Here is a 14343-nt window from a genome sequence, read left to right as displayed (position 1 = left end):
CCAGCGTGAGGAGGCAATCGGTGGTGTATCTGCGGGCGGCGATGCTGCTGCTGGTCCTCCTGTGCTGCGCGTTGCCCGCTGCGGCACAGCCGGTGCCTCCGAGCCCGCGGCAGGTGACGGTGTTCGATGGCCTGCCGTCCAATACCGTCAACCGCATGGCCGAGGACCGGTACGGCTACCTGTGGATCGCCACCAACGATGGCCTGGCCCGCTATGACGGTCGCACCTACCGGGTGTGGCGCTCGGAGGACGGGCTGCGTGACAACCGCATCTGGACGGTGCTGGTCGATGCCCGCAACCAGCTGTGGATAGGCACCGAGAATGCCGGCCTGGTGCGGATGTCCGCCGACCGCCGGCAGCTGCACTTCTACGACCGCAGCAGCCAGCCGTTGATGGGCACCAACACGGTCTGGAGCCTGGCCAGCACGCCTGATGGCTCGATCTGGTTCGGTACCCATGAGGGCGGCCTGTACCGCCTGGACAGCCAGGACCGCCTGCAGCGCTTCCTGCCCGAGCCGAACAATCCGCGCAGCCTGCCCTCGTCGTCGGTGCCCTACCTGGCCACGCTGGCCGATGGCAGCCTGTGGATCGGCACCAAGCATGGCGTGGCGCGCTGGACCGGGACCGACTTCGAGCGTGTCGGTACGGACATCATCCCCAGCCTGCTGATCAACGGGCTGACCGCCGAACCGGATGGCAGCCTGTGGATCAGCACGATGGCCGGGGCCACCGTGCGCCGTCCGGATGGGCGCTTCGAAGCCCCTCCGTGGAAGCTGCCGCCGGGCGAGCAGGTGCTGGGCATGATGCTGCGCGACGAGCAGGGCGGGCACTGGCTGGACACGCGCACTGGGCTGGGGCGTGCGGTCGATGGCCAGTACCAGACCGTGCCGCTGTACAGCGCGATCGCGCGCGGTCCGGTGCGGCCGAACTGGACCGGTGCCTACGAGGACCGCGAAGGTGGCATCTGGTTGGCCAGCACCAATGCCGGGCTGTGGCACCTGCTGCCACGCTGGTGGCAGTTCTCGGTGCTGTCGCGCCTGGAGGACGACCCCAGCTCGCTGCGCAATGCGCTCGTGCTGGGCACCAGCCCATCCAGCAATGGCGGCGTCTGGACGGTGGGCAGCCATGGCGCGCTGGATCGCTTCGATCCGAAAACCGGCAGGATCGAGCAGCACCGTACCTGGGTCAACGGCATGCACTGGCTGTCGTCGGTGCGCGAGGACCGGCGTGGCCAGGTCTGGATCGGCTCGACCGATGCGCTGGTGCGCTACGACCCGCAACGGCGCGAGCTGCGTCGCTGGGGGCGTGACGCCGGTGCCGATGCAGCGATGGAAGGTGTCATCGAAGCGATGATGACCTGCGACGGCGACAGCCTCTGGTTGATGCTGCCCGCAGGCCTGCAGCAGCGCGACCTCGACGGGCGCGTGCGGCGCGAGCTGGACAATGGCCAGCGTGGCCTGCAGCAGGGCCAGCTCAACCTCGATGTGGAATGCGGTCCACAGGACCATATCTGGCTGGCCAGCAGCCGTGGCCTGCTGCAGTGGCTGCCGGAAAGCGAGCGCTTCCAGCCGGTGCCGGGTGCGCCGGCAACGGCCATCCATGCGCTGCACGTGGGCCGCGATGGCCAGGTCTGGTTGTCCGAGGACGGGCGCCTGTCGCGTTACCGCTGGAGCCAGGGGCGCCTGGAACGGCAGGCGGTGGTCGGTGCCGAACAGGGCTATCCGGCGATCTCCGCCTCTGGCCTGGTGGTGGATGCGCAGGGCGTGGCCTGGGCGACCAGCGCACGCGGCCTGGTACGTGTCAGTGCCGATGGGCAGAGCGTGCGCCTGTACGGCGTGCACGACGGCCTGCCCAGCCAGGAATTCCGCGAACACACCTTGATCGCAGCCGCCGATGGCCACCTGGTGGCCGGAACGGCGGCAGGCGCAGTGGTGTTCGACCCGGAGCAGGTGCGGCCTTCAGTACGCCGCGCGCCACTGGTGATCGAGCGGGTGGAAGTGCGCCGCAATGAGCAGGTGCTGGACATGACCCACGATGCACCGTTGCAGATCGCCGATGGCGACCGCGACCTGCGCATCGTCGCGCGATTGCTGTCCTTCGCCGACTCGGCGTCCAATACCTACCGTTACCGCCTGGCCGGCTACGACCCGGATTGGGTCGAAGTGGGTCCGGCGGGCGAGCGCCTGTTCTCGCGCCTGGCGCCCGGCAGCTACCGGCTGGAAGTGCAGGCACGCTCGGCCGACCATGTGTGGTCGCGGGTGCAGAGCCTGGAATTCCGCGTGCAACCGCCATGGTGGCGCAGCCTGTCCGGCCTGCTGGTGCTGGCGTCGGTCGGGTTGCTGCTGACCAGCTGGTTCGCCTGGTTGTACCGACGCCGCCTGCAGCGGCGCCACGCCTACCAGCTGGCGCTGCACAAGCAGGAACTGGCCGAGCAGGCCTCGGCGGCCAAGACCCGCTTCCTGGCCAACCTTGGGCATGAGATCCGTACGCCGATGACCGGCGTGCTGGGCATGAGCGAGCTGCTGCTGGCCTCGCCACTGGACCCGCAGCAGCGCGGCTACACGCAGTCGATCCGGCATGCTGGCGAACACCTGCTGCACCTGGTCAACGATGCGCTGGACCTGGCGCGGATCGAGTCCGGGCGCCTGGAACTGCAGTCGCAGTCGTTTGCGTTGAATGGCCTGTTGCAGGATCTGGCGGCGCTGATGGGCCCGCTGGCCGCCCAGAAGGGCCTGCGCTTCACCCTCGACAACCAGCTGCCGCCGGGCCTGCAGGCGACCGGTGACGCCATGCGCGTGCGGCAGATCCTGCTCAACCTGCTGTCGAACGCAGTGAAATTCACCAGCCGCGGCACCATCACCCTGCACGCACGTTGCGATGGCGAGCTGCGCGCGCTGCATTTCGAAGTGCGCGATACCGGCCCCGGCATCAGCCAGGAACAGCAGCAGCGCCTGTTCCGCCGCTTCGAGCAGGCCGATGGTGCACGTACCGCTGCGCAGTACGGTGGCAGCGGCCTCGGCCTGGCGATCTGCCGCGAGCTGGCACATGCGATGCAGGGGCGGATCCAGGTGGAGAGCCAGCTGGGCCGAGGCACCTGTTTTGGCGTGACCCTGCCGTTGCCACTGGTGGTGGACAGTGATGCCGAGGCGTCCGCCGAAGGGCATCGCGACGAGGCGGCGAACATGCCACCGCTGCGGGTGCTGCTGGTCGAGGACGATGCCACCGTGGCCGATGTGGTGCGGGGGCTGCTGAGTGCACGCGGCCACGAGGTGGTGCATGCCGGCCATGCGCTGGCGGCGCTGCGCGAGATCAGTGCCGGCGATTTCGACGTCGGCCTGCTGGATCTGGATCTGCCGGGCCTGAGCGGCTTCGAACTGGCCCAGCACCTGCGCAACCAGGGCTACATGCTGCCGTTGCTGGCGGTGACCGCACGCACCGATCCGGACCTGCAGCAGCAGGTGGAAGCGGCCGGCATCGGCGGCTTCCTGCGCAAGCCGGTGACCGGCGAACTGCTGGTGGAAGCGATTGCCAGGGTGATGGGAAGGTAGGTTCGGCAGGGCCTGCGGCCCTGCACCTGCTGCAAGCCGGAGCAACAGCAACAGCCGAAGCAAAAGCTGGATTCCTGTGGGATGGCGGGGTGGATCCGGTTGCGGGAGACGCCGTAAACCCATCCATGGGGGCTTGGCCGCGGCATCCATGCCGCGGACACTCCCGCAACCGGACCCACCCCGCCTTCGACAGTTTTCCGCGATCTGTCGGAACGACGCTCGGGGTCAGATCCGTTTTCTGAAGGAAAACGGATCTGACCCCAGATGTATTTCGATATCTGACAGATGTGTCGACCAAGGTCGACACCCACCAACAGCAGCGACCATCTGTCAGTGGTGGGGCGGTGTCGCAGTGCGGGGTGTAAGCCGCATGGATGCGGCTGCCAAGCCTACAGGGACGTACTTGCGGCGTCCCCGCGCTGCGACACCGCCTCGCCAACCCACGGAATGCTCGCTGTTGCTGTTGCTGTTGCTGTTGCTTCGGCTTCGGCCTCTGCAGGTGCAGGGCGCAGCCCTGCCGAACCCCTCACTCCGCGACGTGCTCGACCTGCCGTGGCTCCGGCTTGGTGTCGGGCAGCTGCCAGAAGATCATTGTCGAGGTCAGCGTGATCGCACCCACGCACAGGAACGTGGCATGCAACGCCGCAGTGGCGTCGGTGCTGTCCAGGTGGGTGCCGAACGCGGCCAGCAGGCTGCCGGCGGCTGCGGCGCCGAAACCGGCGGCCAGCATCATCACCATCGACAGCAGGCTGTTGCCGGAACTGGCGAATTCGCGATCGAGATCGCGCAGGGTCACGGTGTTCATCACGGTGAACTGCAGGGAATTGACCGCACCGAAGAACGCCAGCTGTACCAGGCGCCAGGCCAGGTGCTGGCCGGGTGTCATCAGGATGAAGCTGGCCATCGCCAGGCCGACCAGCACGGTGTTGACCATCAGCACGCGGCGGTAACCGTAGCGTTCGACCAGCTTCACCGCCAGCTGCTTGGAGACCATGCCGGCCGCCGCCACCGGCACCATCATCAGGCCGGCATGCATCGGGCCCAGGCCGAGGCCGACCTGCAGCAGCAGCGGGATCAGCATCGGCATGGCGCTGCTGCCGATGCGCGAGAACAGGTTGCCGAGAATACCGATGCGGTAGCTGGGCACGCGGAACAGTGCCAGCGAGAACAACGGCGCAGTCGAATTGGCGGCGTGCAGCCAGTAGCCCACCAGCGCGGCCAGGCCGGCCACGGTCATCAGCATCACCAGTGCGTGTGGCGTGCCGAGCCCGGAGATGCCGTCCAGTGCCAGCGACAGCACCACCATCGCGAAGGCCAGCATGATGTAGCCGCGCAGGTCGAAGCGGGTGCGATGGCTGGCGTAATGGTCGGGCATGATCTTCATCGCGGCGATGAAACCGATCACGCCGATCGGCAGGTTGATCAGGAACACCCAGTGCCATGAGGCGATCTCGACCAGCCAGCCGCCGAGTGTCGGGCCGATCAGCGGACCGACCAGCGCGGGGATGGCGATGAAGCTCATCGCGCGCAGGAAATCCTCGCGCGGCACCGAACGCATCACCGCCAGCCGACCGACCGGCAGCAGCATCGCACCGCCGATGCCCTGCAGCACGCGTGCACCGACCAGCTGGTGCAGGTGCTGGGCCAGCGCGCAGGCCAGCGAGCCGAGGGTGAACAGGATGATCGCCACCAGGAAGGTGCGCCGGGTGCCATAGCGGTCGGCGATCCAGCCCGAGGCGGGAATGAAGGTGGCGACCGCCAGCGCATAGCTGAACACCACCGATTGCATCTGCAGCGGGCTCTCGCCCAGGCTGGCCGCCATCGCCGGCAACGCCGTGTTGACGATGGTCGAGTCCAGCATCTGCATGAAAATCGCCAAGGACACCAGCCACAGCAGGGGGCGGTGGCGGTTGTAGGTCGATGACGATGTAGGCATGGCGTGCGGCCGGTGCAGCGTGGGGGCCGCCATGATCGCGCAATGCGGGTCACGGCGCGATCAAGGTCGCGCCGTACCTGCATGCGGAATGCTCAGCGTTGGCTGTGCGCGTGCACCGCGTCGACCAGCACCTGTACATGCGCAGGGTCCATGTCCGGCGACATGCCATGGCCGAGGTTGAACACATGGCCCTCGCGCGAACCGCCGTTGCCGGCCGCATAGGTGTCGAGCACGCGCGCGGCGGCCGCGGCGATCGCATCCGGTGAGGCGTACAGCGTGGTCGGGTCGAGGTTGCCCTGCAGGGCGACGCGGCCACCGGTGCGGCGCATCGCTTCGTCCAGGTCCAGCGTCCAGTCCAGGCCCAGTGCATCGGCGCCGGTCTGCGACAGCGCTTCCAGGTGCAGGCCGGTGCCCTTGCCGAACAGGATCAGCGGGGTGCGCTCGCTGCCCCCGCCACGGTCCAGGCCATGCGCAATCCGCTGCAGGTAACGCAGCGAGAACTCGCGGTACATCGCCGGCGACAGCACGCCGCCCCAGGTGTCGAACACCTGCAGCGCCTGTGCGCCGGCCGCGCGCTGCGCGCCGAGGTAGGCGATCACCGCGTCGGTGGTGACTTCCAGCAGGCGGTGCAGGGCCTGCGGATGGTTCAGCGCCATCGCCTTGATGCGCGCGAAATCCTTGCTGCCGCCGCCTTCCACCATGTAGCAGGCCAGCGTCCACGGGCTGCCGGAGAAGCCGATCAGCGGCACCTGGCCGTCCAGCTCGCGGCGGATCAGGCGTACCGCATCCATCACGTAGCCCAGGTCCTGTTCCATGTCCGGCACCGCCAGCCTGGCGATGGCCGCTTCATCACGCACCGGATGGCGGAACTTCGGGCCTTCGCCTTCGACGAAGTACAGCTCCAGGCCCATCGCATCGGGAATGGTGAGGATGTCCGAGAACAGGATGGCCGCGTCCAGCGGGAACCGGCGCAGCGGCTGCAGGGTGACTTCGCAGGCGATCTCCGGGGTCTTGGCCATGGCCAGGAAACTGCCGGCCTTGGCCCGGGTCGCGCGGTATTCCGGCAGGTAGCGGCCGGCCTGGCGCATCAGCCAGACGGGGGTGCAGTCCACCGGTTCGCGGCGCAGGGCGCGCAGCAGGCGATCGTTGCGGAGAGGGCTGGTCACGATGGGCATTCCTTGGACGGGAGGAGCAGCGGCGTCAGTCGCCGTGCGAAAGGATCTGGAAGCCGCGATGCAGTTCAGCATCGCGGGCCTTCTCGAAGGCGTGGCGGGCTTCGTCGGCCTGCAGGAACAGCTCGCGCCGCAGCTGCGAGCGGCTGCCGACGCGGCCGCTCTCGCGCAGCAGCTCCCAGCCGCCGAACAGGTCCGGCAGCAGGCTCAGGCGCAGGAAGCGCGGTGCCTGCGCACCGGCGTCGGGATGTTGCAGGTAGACGTGCATGGCGCCGATTGTAGCGGGGCACGGGTGACCCCTGCCGCAACGCGGTGGTGCCGGCCGCTGGCCAGCAACGTCATCAACGGGGAAGCCGGCCAGCGGCCGGCACTACCAGGCTGCGCGGCAGGATTGCCGGCCAGCGGCCGGCACTACCGGGCCGACAGCACCTTCAGCACCGCCGCTTCATCCACGTCCGGCACCACTTCAGCGCGGCCCATGCCACGCCACAGCACCAGGCGCAGGCGGCCGGCCACGTTCTTCTTGTCCAGGCGCATGCGGCCGAGCAGGGCCTGCGGGTCCAGCCCGGCCGGGATCGCCACCGGCAGGCCGAGGCGTTCCAGCAGGGCCTGCAGGCGTGCGCGGTCGGCATCGTCGGCCAGGCCCAGGTCGGTGGACAGCTTCGCCGCCAGCACCATGCCCACCGCCACCGCTTCGCCATGGTTCAGCGCATCGCGGCCTGGGGCCGAATAGCCCTGTTCGGTCTCGATGGCGTGGCCGAAGGTGTGGCCGAGGTTGAGCAGGGCACGCTCGCCCTTCTCGAACGGGTCGCGCTCGACGATGGCGGCCTTGTGCCGGCAGCTGCGCGCGATGGCCTCGGCCAGCACCGCATCCTCGCCGGCCAGCAGCGCATCGGCATGCTGCTGCAGCCACTCGAAGAACACCGCATCACCCAATGCACCGTACTTCACCACTTCGGCCAGGCCGGCGCGCAGCTCGCGAGGCGGCAGGGTGGCCAGCACGCGGGTATCGGCGATGACCGCACGCGGCGGATGGAAGGCGCCGACCAGGTTCTTGCCGGCCGGGATGTCGACGGCGGTCTTGCCGCCCACCGACGAATCGACCATCGCCAGCAGGGTGGTCGGCAGCTGCACGCAGTCCACGCCGCGCATCCAGCAGGCGGCAGCGAAACCGGCAAGGTCACCGACCACGCCGCCGCCGAGGGCGAACACGCAGGCGTCGCGGGTGGCACCGAGCGCGGCCAGCGCTTCGATCGCGCGGCCGAACTCGGCCAGGGTCTTGGAGGCCTCGCCGGCGGCCAGCACGTGCTCGCCGATGATCAGGTCCGCGCGTGCGGCCAGCAGCGTCTGTTTGACCGATGCCAGATAGCGCGGGGCGACTTCGCTGTCGCTGAGCAGCAGCACATGACGGCCGCGCACGTGCGAGGCCAGCGCGGTGCCGTCGGCCTGGGCGCCGGCGCCGATGGTGATGGAGTAGGGGCGGTCGCCGCCAACGGCGACCTGCAGCAGGGCGGGGGAGGTCATGCGGTCAGGTCCTGGCGCTGCCATTGCGTGGCCAGCTTGACCACCAGCTGGGCGGTCGCATCGGCAGCGGTATACGGGTCGGTGTCGAGGGTGAGGTCGGCCAGTTCGCGGTACAGCGGGTCGCGGTGTGCGGCCAGATCGTGCAGCACCTGCTCGCGGTCCGGACGCTGCAGCAGCGGCCGGCCCTTGTCGCGGGCTAGGCGCTCGAGCTGTTCGGCCACGCTCACCCGCAGATAGACCACGAAGCCGCGCCGGGCGATCAGTGCGCGGTTGTCCGGATCCAGTACGGCGCCACCACCGGTGGAGACCAGCTGGCCGCGGCCTTCCAGCACCCGCGCAAGCGCCTGGCGTTCATGGCTGCGGAAGCCGGCTTCGCCGGAGTGCTCGAAGATGGTCGGAATGCTGGCGCCGGCGGCATCGACGATGGCCTGGTCGACATCGACGAAGTCCAGCGTGAAGCGCTCGGCCAGGCGGCGGCCGATGCAGGTTTTGCCGGCGCCCATCGGGCCGATCAGGATCAGGTTCGGAGCAGGATTCATGCCCTCTGATGCTAACACCTCCGTGCCCTTGCCTTTACGTTCTTCACGTCAGGGTAGGCGTTCTGCGGGGTCTCCCGCGCCAGCCGGAGTACAGGCCATGACGGTCGCCAAGGTCATCGAAATCACCGCCTCCTCGCCGAAAAGCGTGGAAGACGCCGTGCGCAGCGGGTTGAAGAAGGTCTCCGAGACGGTCAAGGGCATCCAGGGCGCCTGGGTGAACGAGACCAAGGTGGTCACCAACGGCAGCGGCGAGATCACCGAATGGCGGGTCAACCTGCGGGTGACCTTCCTGGTGGAATAGGCGTGCTCAGCGCACGTCCTGCACCTGGCGCTGGCTGTCCAGCACCACCACGTGGTCGGCCAAGGCGGGCAGGGCGCGCAGTGCCTGCCGGCTGACCCGCTCGTAGTACTGCACGAAGCGCTCCAGCTGTGGCCGGCTCATGCCGTGCCGGCCCGGCTGGGCGGCCTGCAGGTTCTGCTCCTGCTGCCAGCGCCAGCGCGGCACCACCGAGAAGTCCGGTGGCTGCAGGAACCACAGGCGGTCGCAGCGCTGCCACAGCGCCGGGTAGTCGCGGGCCAGCGCCTGGTTGCACCAGCGTCGCCAGCGGCCATCGGTGTCGGCCTCGCGCTCCAGCGCGTTCAGCGGGCTGTCCAGCGCGTCGTCATCCTGCGCAGGCGTGCCCAGGAACCAGCCTTCGAATACCAGCAGGTCCAGCGGTTGTTGCAGCTGCGGCCATTGCGCTTCGGGCAGGCGTTCATCGGCCAGCTTGTCGAAGCGCGGCATCGCGAAAGGCTGGCGTGCGGCCACCGCGTCCAGCACGGCGTGGGCCAGCGGGAGGTCATGGGTGCCCGGCGGGCCGCGGGTGATCAACAGCGGGTGCACCTGGCGCGCCAGTCGCTGGCGCTGTGCGCGGGTCAGGTAGACGTCATCGATCGACAGCGTGGCCGCGTTCAGGCCGCGTGCCTGGGCGCGCGCCACCACCTGCGCAGCCAGCGTCGATTTGCCGCTCCCCTGCAGGCCGCTGATCGCCAATACTGGAACCGCTGCACCGCTGGCCAGTGCATCGTCCAGCGCCTGTTCGGCCAATGTTTCGGGGAATCCTTTCACCTGGGGCATATACGCAGCAGCGGCCATGCAGCCACAATAGCCCAATCCGTGTGAGAAGAACGCAATCATGAGCGACCTGTACGCCGAAGCCCTGTCCACGTTTGCCGGCCTGTTCGAAGAGGCCAAACAGAGCCGCGAGGTCGAGCCGAACGCGATGACCGTGGCCACCGCCGATGCGCAGGGCCGTCCCTCGGCGCGTACCGTGCTGCTGAAGGCCTTCGACGAGCGCGGCTTTGTCTTCTACACCCACCTGGACAGCCACAAGGGCCAGGAACTGCAGGCCAATCCGCAGGCCGCACTGCTGTTCCTGTGGCGCAGCCTGCGCGAGGCTGGCATCCAGGTGCGCATCGAAGGCCGTGTCGAGCAGGTGGCAGACACAGAGGCCGATGCCTATTTCGCCAGCCGCCCGCGCATGAGCCAGATCGGTGCGTGGGCCTCGCAACAGTCGAAGACGCTGGCAAGCCGCGAGGAATTCGACGCGCGCGTGGCCGAAATCGAAGCCCGTTTCGAGGGCAGGGACGTACCGCGCCCGGACGGCTGGAGCGGCCTGCGCGTGGTGCCTGACCGCATCGAGTTCTGGTACGGCGCGCAGTTCCGCCTGCACGAGCGCTGGTGCTATGAAGCCGGTGCCGAAGGGCGCTGGAGCAAGCGCCTGCTGTACCCGTGATCGACGGCGCGCCCACGATCCGCCAGGCCACGCCGGCCGATGTGGCCGCGTGGGCGCAGTTGCGTCTCGGCCTGTGGCCCGATGCCGATGATCCGCTGGAGGAACTGGCGGAGTCGCTGGCCGATGCCGAAGGCGCGGTATTCCTTGCCTGTCTGGCCGGTGGCGAAGCGGTGGGGTTCGCCGAAGTGCGCCTGCGCCACGACTACGTGAATGGCACCGAGTCTTCGCCGGTCGGCTTCCTGGAAGGCTGGTACGTGCAGCCGCAGTGGCAGGGCCACGCCGTGGGCCGCGCTCTGCTGGCGGCAGTGCAGGCGTGGACGCGCACGGCCGGCTGCAGCGAGCTGGCGTCTGACAGTCGCGTGGAAGACGTACAGGCGCATGCCGCGCATCGTGCGTGTGGTTTCGAGGAAACCGAGCGCGTGGTGTATTTCCGCATGGTGTTGGACGCCGAGCTGCCCCGGTAGCCGCCAACCTTGGTTGGCGACGCTACAGGAGCAGATTGTCGCGAACCGACGGGTTCGCTTCATCTGCGAGCAGGCCAGCGACCGGCACACTCGGCTGGATGCCCTCGACTTCCGGAGTCGCCATGCCCTCTTGGCGTTGCCTGTTTGCCGTGCCGCCGCCACGCCGCGGCATGGAAGCCTTCCTGCTGCTGCTTGCCCGCATCGTCGCCGGCGTGATGTTCTGCGTATCCGGCTGGAACAAGGTGTTTACCGACGCAGGGCGCGAGCGCATGGTGCATACGCTGGTTGATGCGGGCATCCCGTTCCCGATATTCAGTGCGCCGGTGCTCGGTGCGATCGAATGGATCGCCGGCGGCCTGCTGGTGCTGGGTCTGTTGAGCCGCCCCTCGGCGCTGCTGCTGGCGGGCATCTGTGCGGTGGCCGCAATGACTGATGGCATCGCGCGCATTCCGGCGGGATTGAGCGTGCCCGATTGGCTGAGCTGGTTCTTCTACCTGAGCGAAGTGCCGCTTGGGGTGCTGCTGCTATGGGTTGCGGCGGTAGGAAGCGGTCGGTTCGCCATCGAGGCGCGTTGGGCGCGGTGAGCGTTCCTCGTCCGCACGCAGCCGGAGCGCGTCTGTAGCATTTGGTATGTTCCGGTAGATCCACGCCATGCGTGGATGAGATGCTTGACGGAAGAGCGTTGCGAACCAAGGTTCGCACCCACCAGGCAACGAGTGGTTATAACCCCTCCGCGCGCAGCCAGCGCCACAGCGTAGTGCGTGAGACGCCCAGCGCCTGCGCCATCCCCTCGCGATCATTGCGATGTTCCTGCAGTAGCGTCTCCAGCTGCGCACGCGGCGGGCGCTTGCCGTTGCTTTCCACCGGCAATGCCGCGACACCTTCATTCGCAAGCTCGGGGGCCAACTGCAGCAGTCGCGCAGCATCAATCTGGCCTTCACCCGGCTGCCAGTGGATGCGCAGGCGATCCACCAGATTACGCAGCTCACGCACGTTGCCTGGCCAACTGGCGGCGGTCAGCACCGCCAGCGCATCCTCTTCCAATGGCGCGTCGATGCCACGCAGCTGGCGGAAGAAATGCTGCGCCAGCAGCGGAATGTCACTGCGCCGTGCACGCAGCGGCGGCAGCACGATGCGCAGTGCTGCCAGCCGATAGTAGAGGTCGCGGCGGAAGCTGCCGACGGCCGCGCGCTGCTCCAGCGACTGCAGGGTGGCGGCGACCACTCGCAGGTCCACCGGCGTCGGTTCGGTGGCACCCACGCGCAGCACTTCACGTTCCTCCAGCACGCGCAGCAGGCGGGTCTGCAGCGGCAGCGGCAGTTCGCCGATTTCGTCCAGGAACAGAGTGCCGCCGTCTGCGGCTTCAACCAGGCCAACGCGGCCACCACGGCGTGCGCCGGTAAAGGCGCCATCGCTGTAGCCGAACAGCTCCGCTTCCAGCAGCGATTCGCTGATCGCGCCGCAGTTCAGTGCCACGAAGCGTCCGCGACGACCGCTGGCGGCGTGCAGCTGGCGCGCCACCAGTTCCTTGCCGGTGCCGGTTTCGCCGCTGACCAGCACGGTGCTGTCATGTGGGGCGTAGAGCGCGATCTGCGCGCGCACCTGCGCCATCGCGTCGCTGCCGCCGAGCAGTTCATGCGCGTCGGCACGCGTTGCTGGGCGCCGGCGCGGGGCAGGGCGGTTGCTGCCGGAACGTGCCAGGGTCTGGGTCAGTTCCAGCGCATGTTCGAACGCCTGCCGCACCGAGTCGGCCGAATACAGCAGCACCCCGGGCAGGCCGGCCTGCTCGGCGTGGTCGATGGCCATGCCAGTGCCGACGATCACTTCGATGCCGTTGGCGCGCAGGTCGGCGATGCAGTCGCGTGCGTCCTCGCGGGTGACGAAGCGGCGATGCTCGATATCCAGGCCGAAACTCTGCTGGAAGTTGCTGAACACCGGTACGTCACTGGCGTGGGTGACCAGGCCGATGCGGCTGGCGATGCGGCGGGCGCGGGCCAGCGCCTCCATCAGGTCGAAGCCGTTGGCCTGGATCGGCACCAGCGGCAGCTCCAGCCGGCCGCGCAGCCAGGCGGCGTTGGAGCCACCGGCGATCACCACATCGCAGTGCTCGCGACGCAGGCGCTGGCCGATCACCTCCACCGCTTCCTCGAAGCCGAGGTTGATCTGCTCGATGCGCGCGCGGCGGTCGAACTCGGGAATGACGTCGCCGAGCAGGCCGGTCAGTCGCGAGACGCTGACCGTCCAGATCACCGGGCGGCCGGGGTCGGCATCGGCATGGCGCAGCGGTGAGCGGGGCAGATACATGGCGGCGGGTCCGGGCGAGGTGTTTCATGATACATCTGTTTCAATGTTTCATTTGTTTCGTTGTTGCATGCCGGTCATCCCCGTGAAATCAACGGCTTGCAGCTTGGCATGGTGCTTGCGCCTACCCATCCGTTCTTCAACCTGGATTGCCGCATGACTGCTTCCGCCCCTTTCTCCGCCGGTGCCCGCTTCCGTGAGGCGCTGGCTGCCGAATCGCCGCTGCAGGTGATCGGCGCGATCAACGCCAACCACGCCCTGCTGGCCAAGCGCGCCGGCTTCCGTGCCATCTACCTGTCCGGCGGCGGCGTTGCCGCGGGCTCGCTGGGCCTGCCGGACCTGGGCATCAACACCCTGGAAGACGTGCTGGTGGACGTGCGCCGCATCACCGATGTCTGCGACCTGCCGCTGATGGTTGACATCGACACCGGCTTCGGCCCGAGCGCGTTCAACATCGCGCGCACCGTGAAGTCGCTGATCAAGGCCGGCGCGGCCGCCTGCCACATCGAGGACCAGGTCGGCGCCAAGCGCTGCGGTCACCGCCCGGGCAAGGAGATCGTCTCGCAGGGCGAAATGGTCGACCGCGTGAAGGCGGCCGCCGATGCCAAGACCGATCCGGACTTCTTCCTGATCGCACGCACCGACGCCATCCAGGTGGACGGCGTGGACAAGGCCATCGAGCGCGCCATCGCCTGTGTCGAGGCCGGTGCCGATGGCATCTTCGCCGAGGCTGCCTACGACCTGGATACCTACCGCCGCTTCGTCGACGCGGTGAAGGTGCCGGTGCTGGCCAACATCACCGAATTCGGCGCCACCCCGCTGTTCAGCCGCGATGAACTGGCCTCGGCCGGCGTCGCCATCCAGCTGTTCCCGCTGTCGGCGTTCCGTGCCGCCAACAAGGCCGCCGAGAACGTCTACCAGGCGGTGCGCCGTGATGGCCACCAGCGCAATGTGGTCGAGACCATGCAGACCCGCGAAGAACTCTACGACCGCATCGGCTACCACGCGTTCGAGCAGCAGCTCGATGCACTGTTCGCCGCCAAGAAATAAGCAGTACCCTGCACCATCAAGTTTTCGGAGGGAA

The 14343-nt window shown here is 68.3% G+C and carries 13 protein-coding genes; 6 read left to right on the top strand and 7 right to left on the bottom strand.

The features are described 5' to 3' along the window. Positions 1-20 precede the first annotated feature (20 nt). Positions 21-3548 carry a hybrid sensor histidine kinase/response regulator gene (locus DFO63_RS06575; protein WP_119006635.1) on the top strand — a complete coding sequence of 1176 codons (3528 nt, stop codon included), beginning with the start codon at positions 21-23 and terminating at the stop codon, positions 3546-3548. A gap of 526 nt (positions 3549-4074) precedes the next feature. Here the strand turns inward: DFO63_RS06575 and mdtD are convergent. From mdtD to DFO63_RS06540, 5 genes are all read right to left on the bottom strand, one after another. After that, on the bottom strand, positions 4075-5484 hold the full coding sequence (mdtD, locus tag DFO63_RS06560; RefSeq protein WP_119006993.1) for a multidrug transporter subunit MdtD: 1410 nt from the start codon (positions 5482-5484) through the stop codon (positions 4075-4077). A gap of 92 nt (positions 5485-5576) precedes the next feature. Continuing rightward, positions 5577-6659, bottom strand: coding sequence for a uroporphyrinogen decarboxylase (gene hemE, locus DFO63_RS06555; RefSeq protein ID WP_119006634.1), 1083 nt, complete (start codon positions 6657-6659; stop codon positions 5577-5579). Between the two features lie 25 nt (positions 6660-6684). Continuing rightward, positions 6685-6924, bottom strand: coding sequence for a WGR domain-containing protein (locus DFO63_RS06550; protein WP_014038141.1), 240 nt, complete (start codon positions 6922-6924; stop codon positions 6685-6687). A gap of 143 nt (positions 6925-7067) precedes the next feature. Then, the gene (gene aroB / locus DFO63_RS06545) at positions 7068-8180 is read right to left on the bottom strand and encodes a 3-dehydroquinate synthase (RefSeq protein WP_049443007.1); all 1113 of its coding nucleotides are present in this window, start codon (positions 8178-8180) and stop codon (positions 7068-7070) included. After that, positions 8177-8719 carry a shikimate kinase gene (locus DFO63_RS06540; RefSeq protein ID WP_014648049.1) on the bottom strand — a complete coding sequence of 181 codons (543 nt, stop codon included), beginning with the start codon at positions 8717-8719 and terminating at the stop codon, positions 8177-8179. Before DFO63_RS06540 ends, aroB begins: the two co-directional genes overlap by 4 nt. A 97-nt stretch (positions 8720-8816) precedes the next feature. On the opposite strand from DFO63_RS06540, the gene DFO63_RS06535 reads away from it, so the two are divergent. Next, entirely contained in the window at positions 8817-9020 is a 204-nt protein-coding gene (locus DFO63_RS06535) for a dodecin family protein (RefSeq protein ID WP_005410663.1), read from the top strand. 6 nt (positions 9021-9026) lie between these two features. On the opposite strand, the gene DFO63_RS06530 is transcribed toward DFO63_RS06535, so the two are convergent. Beyond that, positions 9027-9854 (bottom strand): kinase, encoded by an 828-nt coding sequence (locus DFO63_RS06530; protein WP_119006633.1) that lies wholly within the window; start codon positions 9852-9854, stop codon positions 9027-9029. Between the two features lie 40 nt (positions 9855-9894). Between DFO63_RS06530 and pdxH the strand changes: the two genes are divergently transcribed. The 3 genes from pdxH (at position 9895) to DFO63_RS06515 (ending at position 11542) form a co-directional block, all read left to right on the top strand. Beyond that, complete coding sequence (pdxH, locus tag DFO63_RS06525) at positions 9895-10494, top strand: pyridoxamine 5'-phosphate oxidase (RefSeq protein WP_119006632.1); 600 nt, start codon at positions 9895-9897, stop codon at positions 10492-10494. Then, positions 10491-10958: an aminoglycoside 6'-N-acetyltransferase gene (gene aacA, locus DFO63_RS06520; RefSeq protein ID WP_119006631.1), complete on the top strand. Its 468-nt coding sequence runs from the start codon at positions 10491-10493 to the stop codon at positions 10956-10958. Before pdxH ends, aacA begins: the two co-directional genes overlap by 4 nt. A 122-nt stretch (positions 10959-11080) precedes the next feature. After that, a complete protein-coding gene (locus tag DFO63_RS06515; RefSeq protein WP_049443011.1) occupies positions 11081-11542 on the top strand; it encodes a DoxX family protein in 462 nt (153 codons plus the stop codon). Between the two features lie 136 nt (positions 11543-11678). On the opposite strand, the gene prpR is transcribed toward DFO63_RS06515, so the two are convergent. Further along, the gene (prpR, locus tag DFO63_RS06510) at positions 11679-13262 is read right to left on the bottom strand and encodes a propionate catabolism operon regulatory protein PrpR (protein WP_119006630.1); all 1584 of its coding nucleotides are present in this window, start codon (positions 13260-13262) and stop codon (positions 11679-11681) included. A 153-nt stretch (positions 13263-13415) separates the two neighbouring features. Here prpR and prpB point away from each other — a divergent pair, with 153 nt between their 5' ends. Then, positions 13416-14309, top strand: a complete 894-nt coding sequence (gene prpB, locus DFO63_RS06505; protein ID WP_005418360.1) for a methylisocitrate lyase — start codon at positions 13416-13418, stop codon at positions 14307-14309. The last annotated feature ends 34 nt before the right edge of the window (positions 14310-14343 follow it).

This window comes from Stenotrophomonas sp. AG209 (genome assembly GCF_003550055.1).
In the GTDB taxonomy this organism is placed as follows: domain Bacteria; phylum Pseudomonadota; class Gammaproteobacteria; order Xanthomonadales; family Xanthomonadaceae; genus Stenotrophomonas.
This window is presented reverse-complemented; position numbering and strand designations above follow the sequence as displayed.